Annotated in this window: 16 protein-coding genes; 5 read left to right on the forward strand and 11 right to left on the reverse strand. The window is 52.9% G+C overall.

Translation table 11 applies throughout. The features are described from left to right. Positions 1-55 precede the first annotated feature (55 nt). On the reverse strand, positions 56-649 hold the full coding sequence (locus QKW35_RS14635) for a TetR/AcrR family transcriptional regulator (RefSeq protein WP_282354207.1): 594 nt from the start codon (positions 647-649) through the stop codon (positions 56-58). 115 nt (positions 650-764) lie between these two features. Between QKW35_RS14635 and QKW35_RS14640 the strand changes: the two genes are divergently transcribed. Beyond that, on the forward strand, positions 765-1,697 hold the full coding sequence (locus QKW35_RS14640; protein WP_282354208.1) for a hypothetical protein: 933 nt from the start codon (positions 765-767) through the stop codon (positions 1,695-1,697). A gap of 29 nt (positions 1,698-1,726) precedes the next feature. On the opposite strand, the gene QKW35_RS14645 is transcribed toward QKW35_RS14640, so the two are convergent. The 3 genes from QKW35_RS14645 to olsF all read right to left on the reverse strand — a co-directional run bounded on the left by QKW35_RS14645 (position 1,727) and on the right by olsF (position 5,135). Next, positions 1,727-2,464, reverse strand: a complete 738-nt coding sequence (locus tag QKW35_RS14645) for a DnaJ domain-containing protein (protein WP_282354211.1) — start codon at positions 2,462-2,464, stop codon at positions 1,727-1,729. Between the two features lie 97 nt (positions 2,465-2,561). Then, a complete protein-coding gene (locus QKW35_RS14650; protein ID WP_282354213.1) occupies positions 2,562-3,275 on the reverse strand; it encodes a vWA domain-containing protein in 714 nt (237 codons plus the stop codon). Between the two features lie 150 nt (positions 3,276-3,425). After that, complete coding sequence (gene olsF / locus QKW35_RS14655; protein WP_282354215.1) at positions 3,426-5,135, reverse strand: bifunctional ornithine lipid synthase OlsF; 1,710 nt, start codon at positions 5,133-5,135, stop codon at positions 3,426-3,428. A gap of 154 nt (positions 5,136-5,289) precedes the next feature. Between olsF and QKW35_RS14660 the strand changes: the two genes are divergently transcribed. After that, positions 5,290-5,595 carry an antibiotic biosynthesis monooxygenase family protein gene (locus QKW35_RS14660; RefSeq protein WP_282354217.1) on the forward strand — a complete coding sequence of 102 codons (306 nt, stop codon included), beginning with the start codon at positions 5,290-5,292 and terminating at the stop codon, positions 5,593-5,595. Positions 5,596-5,637: 42 nt separating this feature from the next. Here QKW35_RS14660 and QKW35_RS14665 read toward each other — a convergent pair whose 3' ends face one another. After that, positions 5,638-6,636 carry a hypothetical protein gene (locus tag QKW35_RS14665; protein WP_282354220.1) on the reverse strand — a complete coding sequence of 333 codons (999 nt, stop codon included), beginning with the start codon at positions 6,634-6,636 and terminating at the stop codon, positions 5,638-5,640. A 226-nt stretch (positions 6,637-6,862) separates the two neighbouring features. Between QKW35_RS14665 and dinB the strand changes: the two genes are divergently transcribed. From dinB to QKW35_RS14680, 3 genes are all read left to right on the forward strand, one after another. Further along, positions 6,863-7,921: a DNA polymerase IV gene (gene dinB / locus QKW35_RS14670; RefSeq protein ID WP_282354222.1), complete on the forward strand. Its 1,059-nt coding sequence runs from the start codon at positions 6,863-6,865 to the stop codon at positions 7,919-7,921. Positions 7,922-7,948: 27 nt separating this feature from the next. Further along, positions 7,949-8,500 (forward strand): nucleoside deaminase, encoded by a 552-nt coding sequence (locus tag QKW35_RS14675; RefSeq protein WP_282354223.1) that lies wholly within the window; start codon positions 7,949-7,951, stop codon positions 8,498-8,500. Between the two features lie 78 nt (positions 8,501-8,578). Further along, the gene (locus tag QKW35_RS14680; RefSeq protein ID WP_282354224.1) at positions 8,579-10,135 is read left to right on the forward strand and encodes a SulP family inorganic anion transporter; all 1,557 of its coding nucleotides are present in this window, start codon (positions 8,579-8,581) and stop codon (positions 10,133-10,135) included. A gap of 77 nt (positions 10,136-10,212) precedes the next feature. Here the strand turns inward: QKW35_RS14680 and QKW35_RS14685 are convergent, their stop codons facing one another. The 6 genes from QKW35_RS14685 to QKW35_RS14710 all read right to left on the reverse strand — a co-directional run bounded on the left by QKW35_RS14685 (position 10,213) and on the right by QKW35_RS14710 (position 14,216). Further along, positions 10,213-10,518, reverse strand: coding sequence for a DUF6482 family protein (locus QKW35_RS14685; protein WP_282354226.1), 306 nt, complete (start codon positions 10,516-10,518; stop codon positions 10,213-10,215). A 12-nt stretch (positions 10,519-10,530) separates the two neighbouring features. Beyond that, on the reverse strand, positions 10,531-11,085 hold the full coding sequence (locus tag QKW35_RS14690; RefSeq protein ID WP_282354229.1) for a DUF3833 domain-containing protein: 555 nt from the start codon (positions 11,083-11,085) through the stop codon (positions 10,531-10,533). A 164-nt stretch (positions 11,086-11,249) separates the two neighbouring features. Further along, positions 11,250-11,582: a HopJ type III effector protein gene (locus tag QKW35_RS14695; RefSeq protein WP_282354231.1), complete on the reverse strand. Its 333-nt coding sequence runs from the start codon at positions 11,580-11,582 to the stop codon at positions 11,250-11,252. Then, positions 11,579-12,520, reverse strand: a complete 942-nt coding sequence (locus tag QKW35_RS14700; protein WP_282354234.1) for a ketopantoate reductase family protein — start codon at positions 12,518-12,520, stop codon at positions 11,579-11,581. Before QKW35_RS14700 ends, QKW35_RS14695 begins: the two co-directional genes overlap by 4 nt. A 286-nt stretch (positions 12,521-12,806) precedes the next feature. Continuing rightward, the gene (locus QKW35_RS14705; protein WP_282354237.1) at positions 12,807-13,790 is read right to left on the reverse strand and encodes an aldo/keto reductase; all 984 of its coding nucleotides are present in this window, start codon (positions 13,788-13,790) and stop codon (positions 12,807-12,809) included. Between the two features lie 21 nt (positions 13,791-13,811). Further along, positions 13,812-14,216: an SMI1/KNR4 family protein gene (locus QKW35_RS14710; protein ID WP_282354240.1), complete on the reverse strand. Its 405-nt coding sequence runs from the start codon at positions 14,214-14,216 to the stop codon at positions 13,812-13,814. Between the last annotated feature and the right edge of the window lie 78 nt (positions 14,217-14,294).

Raw genomic sequence — 14,294 nt, forward strand, 5'->3', positions numbered from 1 at the left:
TTTTAAAAGGCCCATGTCTGTCCATGAGCCTTTAGCATGACTAGGCGGTTTGCGATCAGTGCTTGACGATCGGTAGCGCGTTTAGTGTGTTGTTGATAATGGCAGTGTATGTTGTTGTATCCGGACGGGTGCTGCTCATGACGCGCATCCCCCAGATATTGGCCATCAGGAATTTCGCCAGCTCTGCCGGTGACGCTTGGGCCGTCAGCTCGCCTTTTTCCTGCGCACGCGTCAGCGTTTGGGCAAACATCGACTCAATCTGTTCCAGATAGTTGGTGATCTTCTCCCTGATCTCATCATCTTCCGTGGCCAATTCCAGCATGGTGTTCACCATCAGGCAGCCGCGACCGATCTCGTCCATCGCAATATCCTGGCTGAAACGCTTGAAGAATTCCTGAATTGCAGCAATCGGGCTATCGTTATTGAGCAAACAGGTTGATACGCGGGTCAGGCTGTTTTGGGCGTAGGTGTCAATCACCTCCATAAACAGTCCGCGTTTGCTCTGAAAGGCGCCGTACAGAGAGCCGGGCTTCAGGTTGGTTGCTTTAACCAGATCGGTTACAGACGTTCCGGTGAATCCGGTACGCCAGAACACTTCCATTGCTTTTTCTAACACATCTTGACGAACAAATTCGGCAGGTCTCGCCATCGTCTTTCCCTCCTTGATTGATTTGCCTATTATTCCCACACTTTGTAGAACGATCAATAAAACGCTGTACGGCTTTTGTTGAATACTTGATCTAAATAAAGGTTTTGGTAACTCCGTGCTCAGGATTCTTGTAGTAACGATACTGATTGTGGCAACTGCGGGTTGCGCCGAAACATCGCAGAAGACCGCGCTAGCTGAATTTCAACGCGGTATTGTGGTGCGTAGCGGTGACCAGTTCGTATTACGTCCCTGTTACGTTTCCAACGAGCTGGTATTACAGGATGACAGCGGTGCGTTAGGGCGCTGGTTCAAGCAAGCGCCGGTTGAGTTTGAGCAGGTATATGCCGAGATGATGCTGACGGCTGATACGTTGCATCCGGGCAGTTCACGGATTGATGAGCTGCTGTTGGTCGGATCTCAACCACGGGGATGTGAATTCGAACTGCATGGTAACCACTATCGTGCGGCCGGCGAAAACCCGTTATGGATTGCCGATATCCGAGATGAAGGGATTCGGGTGCATGTGCGTGGTTCTTTACGGCAGCTGCTGTTTCCGCCGGTGGAACCGGACGTGAACGGACGTACACTCACCTGGCGCAGCACGCTGGAGGTTCAGGAAGGCTACTCCGTTAACCTAAAGATGATACGTGAAGCTTGCTATGACCGCTTTGGGACTCTGTATCCCTACAGTGCGAGTATTTCTGTATACGGTATGACGTTTGAGGGTTGTGGCCGTCGAGGGGATTTGGCACGTAGCAGTATCGCAGCTACGTATATCTACAGTGATGGTGTGTTGTCGCTGATGGCGGTGTTGGAACCGGACGGCAACCTGGCCTTTACCGATCTGCGCCAGGGGGAAACCAGCAGTGTGGCGACCTATCTCAAAGGCCGCTGGCGGTTACTTGAAACTGGCCGGTTGCAGCTTGAACTGGAGCGGGAATCAGGTACACGGCAGGTGCTGTTCCTCGAGCGGATGAACGATGGGGCCTTGCGTCTTAAGTTCGGTCACAAGGCATATCGTGAGGGGCTTTTACTGCGTCGTCAGTAATGTGCCGATTGTCTGGATCTAATCATGACTTACTCGCCGTTTAACAGCAGATCCTTGGCCTGGTTGATCTTGGCCGCCAGATAATCGCTGCCACCCCGATCCGGGTGTACTTTCTGCATCAGTCGGCGGTGCGCTTCAATAATGCTCTTCTCATCGGCATCTGGTTTAAGGCCCAGAATGTTATAGGCTTCGTCGCGACTCATAGGGCCGCTGTCGCTGGCATGGTTTTGATGGTGCTGATGGCCGGGATCGTCTTCCCGCCAGCTGTCACCAAAACGTTTATCCAGGTAGGCCTCCAGCAGTCGTGCGGATTCAGCATCGTGCTGACGGCAATATGTGAGCAGTTGAATAAACTCCTGCTCACTCAGATTTCCCAACTCCCGGCCCTGCAGAGGGCCGTTCAATACCGTGCCATACATCACACCGGAGTCGTGATCCAAGGTCATCTTGATGATCGCCGTCTGAACTTCGGAGTGATTGCCGTTGCTGTGTTGTCCGGCCTGGCGCTGATCATAAAGGTGTTTCAAAAATGGCAGGAAACGGATGATCAGAGGTAGGAGTTTGCGCATAAATGGCAGTACAGCGGCGATCAGTACGCCGAGCCAGTGCAATTTGCCAGTCACGGCCAGATACACCAGTGCCATGATCACCAGCGTGGTCACCACTTTGATCACCGCAGCCCTCTGCTGTTTTACCGGCTGAGACTTAACCCACAGCATGCCAACCACGGCAACAATGCCCAGTAGAACCAGACCCAATGGATGCACAACTTACTCCCTATAAATGCAGAACAGATCTTACAGGTTAGTATATCGTTTTTTACGGGAGTTCAGATCAATTGGGTTTTGCCAAAGGCTATGTAGTTCAGCGGCCTTTGAGTTGATGGGTGAGTTGCAACACCTCGCCGCTTTTGTCTTTGGCAAAGTTTTCCAGTGCCTTAGGGCCACCGGCTGCGTACACCGCTACAGCCGCAAGTAGCTGCCGAAGAATCTGTGCGCTACCGGCGTTAAAGCTGCAGTAGGCACCGCCGGATAGGCGGGCGATCTCCTTAAAGGCGCGTTTAGCGACCAATTCGTTACCTTCCTGAAAGATAAAGACCGGGGTACTCAACAAGCCCAGCTCACCGGCCAGGCGTGCGAGCTTGTCTGCGGGTTCCTCTAGACAATCACCGATAAAGATCACCGCCTGAATCTTGCGGGTGCGGGTTTCCAGCAAGGCGTGATTGAGCACCCGTAACAACTGGGTTTGTCCGGCAACACAGCTGACCCGGTTCATCCGGTCGAGCAGTGCACGGGTGTTGTTAAACCAGCCGGTGTGCTCAAACAGTCCGTATCCCTGGTAGTAGCAAAGCTGGACCTGCAGGCCACCAATCTTACCCGCTTCCAGGAACATCTCACTTTGCAGGTGACAGGCTTGATCCCAGGTGCGTTGCCGACTGGCGGTGGCATCCAATGCAAACAACAGGCGGCCTTCGGTACCCGTGTTGAGCGTGGCGGGGGCTTTGGATACCTGATCCAGAAATGCATCCAGCTCCTGTTTGGATGACACTTTTACCGGGTGTTTATCGTTGCTGCTCATCTGTAGGTCCCTCGTTCATCTAATGAGTATAGCGAGAGGGATAAGCAAGCGGTATCGGTTGATAACGGGAGATCAAGAAGTGAAGAAAAGTGCCGGGCCGCCTGTGATACATCCTTGTACGGCCCGGCAAGGGGTTACCTTTTACCGCGTTCACTCACCCATGTACCGAGCACGCTTTTTGGGTTTTACGTATTCCAGGTCAACCAGTACCAAGCCATCTACGCAGTAGTTGAAGTCGGCATCCACACCGAAGTCCAGGAAGCGTACGCCGCCGTCTTCACACAATTCGCTGTACTGTTTGTACAGAGTGGGTACGCTCACACCGAGGAACTCCAACTGTTCTTTCATCAGACGGAAGTCCGCCTTGTAGTCGTCGCCGTTAAACATGCGCTCCATGTTCTGTACGGTGGCGTCGTCAAACTGGTACGGAGAGAAGGAACGTCCCAGATATTCGTTGTCGCGGAAGTAGTGGCTGTAGAACCAGATCAGCATGTCCTTGGCTGCTTTCGGGTAGGAATTGCTGAGGCTAACAGGGCCAAACATGTAGCGAACATCAGGGTTTTTGCGAAGATATGCGCCAATACCGTACCAAAGGTAGTCCAGACTGCGTTTACCCCAGTACTTCGGCTGTACGAAACTGCGACCCAGCTCGATACCTTTATCGAAGTAAGGCTCCATCTGCTCGGTGTAGTTGAACAGCGTGGCGCTGTAGAGGCCCTGTTCTTCTTTTTCGCGCAGCTTGAACGCTTCTGCCAGGCGGTAAGCGCCAGCGATCTCAAGTTCTTCCTCATCCCATAGGATCAGGTGGCGGTAGTAGTTGTCGTATTTATCCAGGTCTTTCTTCTCGCCCGTCCCTTCACCGACACAGCGGAAGGCAATTTCACGCAGACGGCCTACTTCATTGATGACGGCGGAATCGGTGCGGTAGTCGAATAAGTAGATTTTTTTTCCATCGGAGGTTTCCCCCAGCAGCTCAGACTCTTTCAGTTCCTGCTTGATGATCTGGCGGTCTTCCGGGTGAGCGATGGTTTTTTCCGTGATGAAGAGTGGCTTGCGCCCCTTGGCGATACGGTACAGGTGCTTCTTCAGCAGCTTGCACTTTTCCTGGGTGGAAACCGGTACCGCATCCAACTGGCTGAACGGGATTGGTTCACCCACCTTCATCGGAATGGAGACGGACTTTTTGTTGAACATCTCTCGCGCCAGCAACAGCGTAGAGAGGTTTCGGTTGATGTAAGACGCACCGTAAAACAGCGAGGAGTTCTTGCCGCCAATAAAGGTCGGAAGAATCGGTGCGTTGGCCTTGCGGGCAAAACGGATAAAACCGCTGTTCCACTTGCCGTCTTTAATGCCGGTTACACCGGCACGTGATACTTCACCCGCCGGGAATACAATCACCGCCTCTTCGTTCTGCAGTGCTTCCACGATACGGGCGATATCGCGTTTGCGGGTGCTCTTGCCCATGTTGTCCACAGGCAAAAAGAGTGATTTCAGCGGATCGAAGTTCATGAGCAGATCGTTGGCAACGATCTTTACGTCACGGCGCACTTCGCCTATAGCCTTTAACAGAGCCAGGCCATCGAGGGCGCCCAGAGGGTGGTTGGCAACAATCAGTACGCGACCGCTGGAAGGGATGTTCATGCGGTCTTTGTTACTCATGGTGTAGCTGAAGTTGAAGTACTCCAGTACGCGGTCAATAAATTCGAAGCCGGTCGCATCTTCGTTTTGCACCAGAAAAGAGTTGATCTCGTCTTCGCGGATCAGGCGGCGCAGCATAAACAGAGTCGAGCGTTTTACCGGTGCAGGCTTCTGCACAAACGCTGGGTATTTATTGGTCAGAGCTTTTTCAACGTTGATCACGTTGTACACCTTCGTTTGTTCGTTTCGTGTGAAAAATATATGGAAGATTTGTGACTGACCGTTGACGCAAATCTTACGCTTTGATGACGGTTGGCGGGGCGGCTGAAAACGGGTTTAATCAAGGAAACGATTTTTAAGAGCAGGAGCAGGACCGATGCAATTTGTGGTGGCAAACCGAATCTACGTGGCTGACGGCTGGCAGGAGACCTTTGAGGAGCGCTTCCGAAAGCGTGCGGGTGAGATCGATAAGCAGCCGGGATTTGTGCGTATGGAAGTCCTGCGCCCGGCGAAAGAGGGGATGCCTTACATCGTGCAAACACACTGGGCGGATAAAGCCAGTTTTGATGGCTGGGTGGGCAGTGAAGACTTCAAACGGTCCCACTCCAATCCCCTACCAAAAGAGGCCTTCAGCCAGAAGGGCGGACTGGAGATGCATGAGGTGATTATCTCTACTGACTAATTAGAGTTGCGTTGCGGATAAATACCCAGGCGCAACCCATGCTTATTTGGAAAATAAGATCTCGATTCGGGCCGTGAGCGATAATTTGGGTTCGAAGTCCTCATCGCGCGGCCAGTTGACGGCGGGGACGATATCCAGATACAACTTGTCTTTGTAGAGTGGTTGTCGGTAGCGCAGGTTGAAGTAGTGTTCGGTAGATCGGACAGAGGGTTTGGTTTCGCCCAGAAAACCAAGCTCATAGGTAAGGGTTGAGCGCTCTTCTAGATATTGCTGCAGTGTAAACACCTGAGCCAGGTCTGTATTGTGCGTATCGTCTTGCCACTGTGCTTCTGACTTAACTTGAAACTGAAAAGAGTCTCCTGCCGGCCGCGAAAACATCAACTGAACGCGTGTCCCGAAACCATCGGAATGGAAGTAGTAGATCGATTGCTGGAATTGGCCGTTCCAGAGGGAATTCATCTCCAGCATCCTTCGGGCTTTCAAACGGGCGAATGGATCCAGGGGAGCCCGCAGTCTTAGGCCCAGCTCAGGACGGAGATACCAGTTTTCCAAGTCTCGTTCCCGGCTAATTCCCCCGTAGAAACTATCATCATCACTGGTTGGGCTGATCTCATCTTCTCGGTTGGTGCTCTCCAGCGTTTCCCGCTCATCTAGCTGGTTTTCTATAAACAGGTTCCAACGCTGTTTTATGGAGGGTAGATCAAGACGTACTTTCAAATCTCCATCTTCACTCACACCATCACTTTCATCCCAGCGCGCACCCAGGCGTAACCGTAGGTAGCTGTTGTGTTCCAACCGCTCGTAGTTGTCGCCAGCGATGTAACGGTCAATTGAAGAAACCATATCGTGAAACGAGTTAGACCAACTGTCGTGTTGTTCGATCCACCAGTCATATCTACTTGGAGAAGTATCAGTAGTTTGAGATGGGGAGATGGGAGGGGCTTCAGGCTGTTCTCCATAGGCATGGGGAGTTATGGCGACGATTAAACAGGCCAGGCTGGCTAAGAAGGTTTTCCTGAAACTGATCCATCGCTGGTTCATTGGTGGGGCATCCTAACTTCACATCATCGTGCCGAATGAACGGTCCTTTCAGGTCAGTGTAGTACAGTTGGTTTTTGATAATGTTGAGTGAGTACTATTTGTCTGTATGTTTATACAGTATTATTGGGTCCTATGATCCGATCTGTTCATATACTGATCGTTAATCCATTGTTCTTGGTCGGAAAGCTAGAACTTTGTTTATTCCTAAGTTGTGGAACTGAGGGGCATGGGCCAGCGAAAAATCATCCACTGCGATTGTGACTGCTTCTACGCCGCCGTTGAGATGCGGGACAATCCTGCCTTGGTGGAAATCCCGTTGGCGATAGGCGGCAGTTCAGATCGTCGTGGCGTGATATCCACCTGTAACTACCTGGCCCGTGAGTTTGGTGTGCGTTCGGCAATGGCTACCGCACGGGCCATCAAACTTTGTCCCAACCTGACCGTGATGCCGGGCAATATGGAGAAGTACCGGCAGGTTTCCCAGCAGATCATGGCGATATACCGGGATTATACCGACCTGATCGAGCCTCTTTCCCTCGATGAAGCTTACCTTGATGTTACCGATTGCGATCATTGCAAGGGCAGCGCCACGCTGATTGCCCAGGAGATCCGTGAGCGGATCAAAAAGGAGGTAGGCATCACCGTGTCCGCCGGTGTGGCGCCGTCCAAGTTTCTGGCCAAGATCGCGAGTGACTGGGATAAGCCGGATGGACTGTATGTGATCCGGCCGCAGGATGTGGAATCGTTTGTTGAGGTTTTGCCAGTCGAGAAGATTTTTGGTGTAGGCGAGAAAACCGCAGCCCGGTTGCATAAACTGGGTATTAAAAATTGCGGTGACCTGCGTGGATACACACTGGCGCAGTTGGTGGATCACTTTGGCAGCTTCGGCAAGCGGCTGTATGAATTGTCTCGGGGGATCGATGATCGGCCAGTGAAAGTGAGCCGGGAACGCAAGTCGATCAGTGTGGAGCACACCTACCCGGAAGATTTGCCAGATCTTAATAGTTGCCTGCAACAACTGCCGATGTTGATGGAGAGCCTGGCGAGGCGTTTTGAGAAACACCGGGATAAACGCACGGTAACCGGGGCGGTGGTGAAGGTGAAGTTCGCCGACTTCACCCAGACCACGGCCGAACATGCGGCTGAACAGCCTGATGTGGAGATGTTTGCCGCGCTATTAAGGGAAGCCTGGGAGCGGGGGCACAAGCCGGTGCGCCTGCTTGGTGTAGGGTACCGGTTGGGTCAGTACCAGCCCAAACAGGGGGAGCAGCTCAGGTTATTGTGATTTTCATGATGGAAAGGAGTTGGGCGGATGAATGTCGAACAACTAGAGCGGGAATACGAAGACCTGCCAATGTTTCTGACGCATCGTGATGAACAGATAGGGCGGCGCTGCTGTTTTCTTGCGTTGGAAGCGCTGCGCAACGACTGTTATGGCATTGGCGCGGTGCTGATCGATGGCAATGGCGATATTCTGGCTGAAGGCTACAACCGGGTATTTGAAGAAAACTACCGCGCGGCGGCTCATGCGGAGATGGAGTTGCTGGACGAGTTTGAACAACGTTTTCCCGACTATGGTGACCGCAGTGGCCTGACCATGATCGTGTCGCTGGAGCCTTGCCCTATGTGTTTTACCCGTATCTTGGCCAGTGGCATCGGGCGGGTGCGCTACCTGGCAGCGGATGCGGATGGCGGGATGATTCATAAGGTCAGACACCTACCTGCGGCGTGGAAAAATCTGGCCAGTGTGGGGGATTATCGTGTTGCCGATGCGAGTCATGCCTTGCGCGATTTTGCCGCGAAACTCGCCGAATCGGGCCTATCTGATAAAAGAAAACGACTAATTTCACAAATCCGCGGCTGATATGCTGCGACTGCAAATGCGTTCTGATATACTCGCGCACTTTTTCCAACCTGCTTAAAATTTGCGCAGAGAGTCTCGATGTTTCAACTGATTGCTTCACGCACACAAAGCATAAAAGCCGACGTGCTTTCCGGTCTGACTGTGGCGCTGGCGCTGGTTCCTGAGGCGGTTGCATTCGCCTTTGTTGCCGGTGTTGAGCCGCTGGTCGGACTTTACGCTGCCTTCATGATTGGCCTGATTACCGCTGCTATCGGTGGTCGTCCAGGCATGATCTCCGGTGCAACCGGTGCCCTGGCGGTGGTTATGGTGAGTCTGGTTGCCCTGCACGGGGTGGAATACCTGTTCGCGACGGTTGTCCTGATGGGTATTTTCCAGATTCTCGCCGGGGTGTTCCGACTGGGTAAATTTATCCGTCTGGTACCGCACCCGGTAATGCTTGGCTTTGTGAACGGTCTGGCGATCGTAATCTTCCTGGCACAGATGAAACAGTTCCAGTTTATGGACGAGAGCACCGGCGAGTTGGCATGGCTGCAGGGCTATCAGATGTACCTGATGCTGGGCCTGGTGGCACTGACCATGGCGATCATCCACTTCCTGCCTAAATTGACCAAAGCGCTGCCCTCTTCTTTGGTGGCGATTGTTGTAGTCGCGGGTCTGGTAATCGGTCTGGATCTGGATGCGCGAAACGTGCAGGACGTGCTGCGCGATATGACTGGTGATCCACTGGCAACTATCGCTGGTGGTCTACCGCAGTTCCACATTCCAATGGTGCCGATCAATCTGGAAACCCTGCAGATCATCGTGCCGTACGCGCTGATTCTGGCGGCGATCGGTCTGATCGAGTCTCTGTTGACCCTGACGCTGATCGACGAGATCACCGAAACCCGTGGTCGTGGTAACAAGGAGTGCATCGGCCAGGGTGTTGCCAACGTTGCGACCGGTTTCTTTGGTGGTATGGGCGGTTGTGCGATGATCGGGCAGAGTATGATCAACATCAACTCCGGTGGTCGTGGCCGTTTGTCGGGTATCTCTGCAGCGCTGTTCCTGCTGACCTTTATCCTGGTTGGTTCTGCGATGATCGAGATGATCCCGGTCGCTGCATTGGTGGGTGTAATGTTCATGGTGGTATTGGGCACCTTTGAATGGGCGAGCTTCCGTCTACTGGGCCGCATCCCGCTGTCTGACACTCTGGTCGGTATCTCTGTTGCGGTGGTAACCGTCCTGACCGATCTGGCGATTGCCGTCATCGTGGGTGTGATCATGTCTGCGCTGGTATTCGCCTGGAAACACGCGAAGAACATGCACTTTGAAGTGAAACAAGAGGGCGATGTGAAGGTCTATCTGCCACACGGTCCATTGTTCTTCGGTTCTATTCAGACGTTCCGTGACCAATTTGATCCACACAATGATCCGAAGGAAGTGATTGTTGATTTCGCGAACTCCCGCGTAATGGATCACTCTGGCCTTGAAGCGATCGATTCTCTGGCGGATCGGTACCTGAAAGCGGGTAAAGAGCTGCACTTCCGTCACTTGAGTCCGGAGTGTCGTGACCTGCTGCGCAAGGCAGGCAACCTGGTCGAAGTGAACGTGATCGAAGATCCGAAATACAAGGTGGCATCCGATACCCTGGCGTAAGCGGAGCTGACGACTAAAAAAGCCACTGTCGGTAACGCCAGTGGCTTTTTTGTGTCTGGAGGATTGTGATCCGCGTTTTAATAACCCGCGCGGGTGGGCGATAGCATCACTTCAAGGGTGTTATCCGACTGCTTAGATGGATGCCCTATCATTTCATCGTAGGCACTTTGCTGCCTGAGCACCATTGATTCAACGCGATAGGATTCGAACAGTTCTTTGACCTTTTCGATACAGGTCGTGCGATACGGCGTATGCTCATCGGTATAAACCAGATGTTCTCCCAGTTCATCTTCGATAATGATCTGATAAAGCATCGGAGCGAGAGCGAGCACAATCACCTTATGAATGGGCTGAGCCGGATTGAGGTCGGATACGCGGATCATGCCTGACTCCCATTAGGTATTGGGTTTATTGAAAAATAGGGTCACGGTACCTAGATGAAGCCCCCACTTGGTGACTTTGGCTTTGTTGACCAACACACCGTCGGGCAGCAAAAACATCCAGTCGTTGAAGTGAACCCGCCAGACTGCATCTCCAACGGGCAGATCCAGATTGTATTCCCAATTGAGGGCATTACCGACGATTTGGCCCGACGCGATACCTACTACATCATCTGCTTTGCCTTCATAGTAGCCGTTGCCTTTGGGCGCAATGCGCCAAACACGACGATCTTTTTCGCCGTCGTTGTACTCAAAGTGTTCATCAAGAGTAAGTACACCGTCTTCCACCGTTCCGGTGATCTCAACCTTGAAAGAGCGTTTTAGGTTGCCGAAGCGATCCTCAAAAATACCCCACGCCGTTGTGTCACCCAGGAAGTACTCCTCCAGCACCAGGGTGGGTGTCTGATCCTTAAAATCTTCAATTTTCATGCTGCTGCAGCCTGTCAGAACAAATAGAAAGGAGAAAAGGGCCGTAAGCCTGAAAGCTGTGGGTGTTGCGTTGCTGAACATGAAGCGGTTCCCGTGTGCCCGTCATTTGCAGATTTATACGAAACTGGGCGGGAAAAGATCAGTAGAAATGAAGCTGGGAATATCAGGTTTTGCCAGTATCAGATAAGAAGTGGGGGAGGAGAGGGCTTACCGATCGGAACGCAGTCGGTAAGCCATGCCAGGGATTAGGCCAATGCTTGACCGTCGAAGCTGATGCCGTCCCATCCATTAACCATAAAGGAGCGGATGTTGCCGTGGTCGCTGCCTTCAGGGGTGTTCAGTACGTCCTGGTAAAAACGACCGAAACACGCCAGGGTCTGGTCTTTGTCCAGGTTGTTCAGCTTGGCAAAGGCGAAGATCTTGCAGCTGCCTTCGTTCTGACCTGCGTCGTTACGTACATCGCCGTTGTTAAATCCGGTAGCCGTGTAGCTGTAGTTATCTGCGATCACCTGCATGGTGTCTTCGAAATCCAGAGTACTGTCGTTGCCGATGCGGCTGACAAAGTCGTTCAGTGTCATGTGTTGATGTCCTGTTTTAACAAGGCCTGTATCAGTTCGGTTGTTGGCGCCTCTTTGCCAAGTGCCGCGCAACGACGCAATACTGCACCACAGATCTCCTCCAGTTCAAGGGGGCGCCCCTTTTCTTTATCGACCAGCATCGAGGTTTTGATTGCGTCAAAGTTGCAGATCAGGTTGAACATCTCATCCACATCCGCCTTAGACAGGTTAATACCGTCTGCTTCGGCCGCCAGCGCAGTCTCCTCCATCATCCGATAGACCGCCTTACCGTAGGCCGGGTGTTGGGTGAGCGCACGGGTATCGAGCATCGTGAGCGCTGATAACGGATTAACACCATTGTTGATCAGCAGCTTGCGCCACAGCTGGTACTGAATATCGTCGCTCAATGTGGTTGGAATACCGGCTGCGATAAAGGCATCGACCAGCGGTTGCAAACGGTGTTGCAGCTCTGATGTGTTGCTGACATTGGGCCATGCACCCATCACCACCTGAGCAGGGCCTTTAGCATCGATGACGCCCGGTTCGATAATATGACCACCAATGCGTACTGCTAATCCTCCAACCGTGCGGTTGTCGCCGATCTGGACTGCGATCTGGGGTTCGTTGTCGACGCCATTCTGGAGCGATAGAACCGGTGTATCAGCGCTAGCCAACCAATCGCCCAGCTCTGTCAGTAAGGCAGGGGTGGCACCGCTCTTGAGCGAGATGATGACCAGGTCAAACTGATTGGCGCTTTGGGATTTGATTAAAGTTGCATGGTCGAGTGCGGTCACCGGTTGGTGAAACTGAAATTCCGGGTGCTGGACCTTAAGACCGTTCTTTTGCAGTGCCTGGAGATGTTTGCCGCGGGCTGTCAGAGTCAGCTCGTGTCCGGCTGTTTGCAGGCGAGCTGCGTAATAGGCGCCAATCCCGCCCGCACCGATCATCAGAAAACGCATGGATACTCCTTCGGCTTTTGATAGTGAATCGATTATTTCCCTTTGGTGTTTGAAGTACCAGTTTATTGGCGCATCAATCTGTTGCAAAAAGTTTGCTTTGGTGGCGGCCATAAACGGACGCGAGGTGTGTGATAAATAGCGACTGGAGCGGGATGTGGTGACGTGAAAAATACGTGTGATCAGCATCGCTGGCTGTTTCACGAGCACAACGCGTATAGCCTGGAAGGGCAGCGCGAGCAACTGTCGCAGGCGCTGCTCGCATCCTATTAATAAGGCAATTTAGTCCTCAGTTTTCGCTATCGACTTCGCGCATGGCTGCCGGTGGGTAACGCGCGCCTTTGATCAGGCTTGGATTGATCGTCGCTTCAATCTGTTCCATCTCTTCAGCCGACAGCTTAATTTCACTGGCCGAAGCATTCTCTTCCAGATGCGCAGTGTCGCGTGTCCCGGGAATCGGGATATGGCCGCTGCCTTTGTTCAGTAACCAGGCCAGCGAGAGTTGAGCCGGGCTGTAACCCAGCTCTTCGGCCAGCACAGAGAAATTGCGCACCACATTCAGGTTGTGAGCGAAATTCTCGGGCTGAAAGCGAGGCATACCACTGCGCAGATCGCTATCCGATAACGCTGTCCGCAACGTTAAGGTGCCCGTTAGCATCCCGCGACCAACGGGACTGAACGGTACGAAGGTAATACCCAGTTCCTGACAGGTCGCCAGCACCTCCCGCTCAGCGCCACGGCTCCATAACGAGTACTCCGATTGCACAGCGTCGACCGGGTGCACCGCATGTGCACGTCGGATGGTGTCGGCGGAAACTTCCGATAGACCGATGGCCCGGATTTTACCTTGTGCTTTGAGGTCGGCGAGGGCGTCCATGCTTTCCTCAATCTCGGTACTGGGATCTTTGCGGTGCAGGTAGTAGAGATCGATCACATCGGTCTGTAGACGCAACAGGCTGGTGTCGCACATTCGGTGAATGTTCTCCCGGCTGCCATCGATAATCCGTTTGCCTGTGGCGTCACCATCCAGCGCGCACTTAGAGGCGAGGGTGAGTTGGTCGCGATAGGGTTTGAGTACCCGTCCAAGCAGTGTTTCGTTGTTACCGATGCCATATACTGCAGCGGTATCAAACAGGTCGTAACCCAGTTCCAAAGCGCGTAACAGGAGTCTCTCCGCTTGCTCAGGTTCGCAGTGGCCATAACCATGGGAGAGGTTCATGCAGCCCAGGCCGATCGCAGAGACCGAAAAAGGGCCAAGTTGCCGTTTGTGCATCGTGCTTCCTTTCCGGTGGACTTAGCTTTCCAGCCACACATCTCTGGCCCAATGCCAGATTGAGCTCCACTCTTCGGTTGCCGCATCTTCCTCAATCGACCACAGCAATACTTCGCCCTCCTGGGTGATCACATAGTATTGATCGCCATCCACGCAGATAGGGACGTACTCGCGGGGCACGCCGTCAGCCCATGCGTTTGCTGCAACTTCTGGCAGGTAGGTGTGGGATTGAGGATCGGCAGCGGTGACCGGCTCGACGCTACCGTAAATCACATCACCGGTTTTCAGCATAAATTCGCGCATCTCAAAGGGGATTGAGATCAGGATCTCCTCCTCAACTTCAACCAACTGGTCTTCGGTGGGTAGTTCCAGAGGCACAACGACCCGAGCGTTGCTCTCACGCAATTTTTGCAATACGTCTTCCATTGATGGCGTCCTACGCAGGTTTTATAGGGTTATGGGAAGGATATTAGAACAAATTTTACTGTAGCGCAGAGGCAAATT

Source organism: Pontibacterium granulatum (assembly GCF_029961155.1).
Classification (GTDB): Bacteria; Pseudomonadota; Gammaproteobacteria; order Pseudomonadales; family Balneatricaceae; genus Pontibacterium; species Pontibacterium granulatum.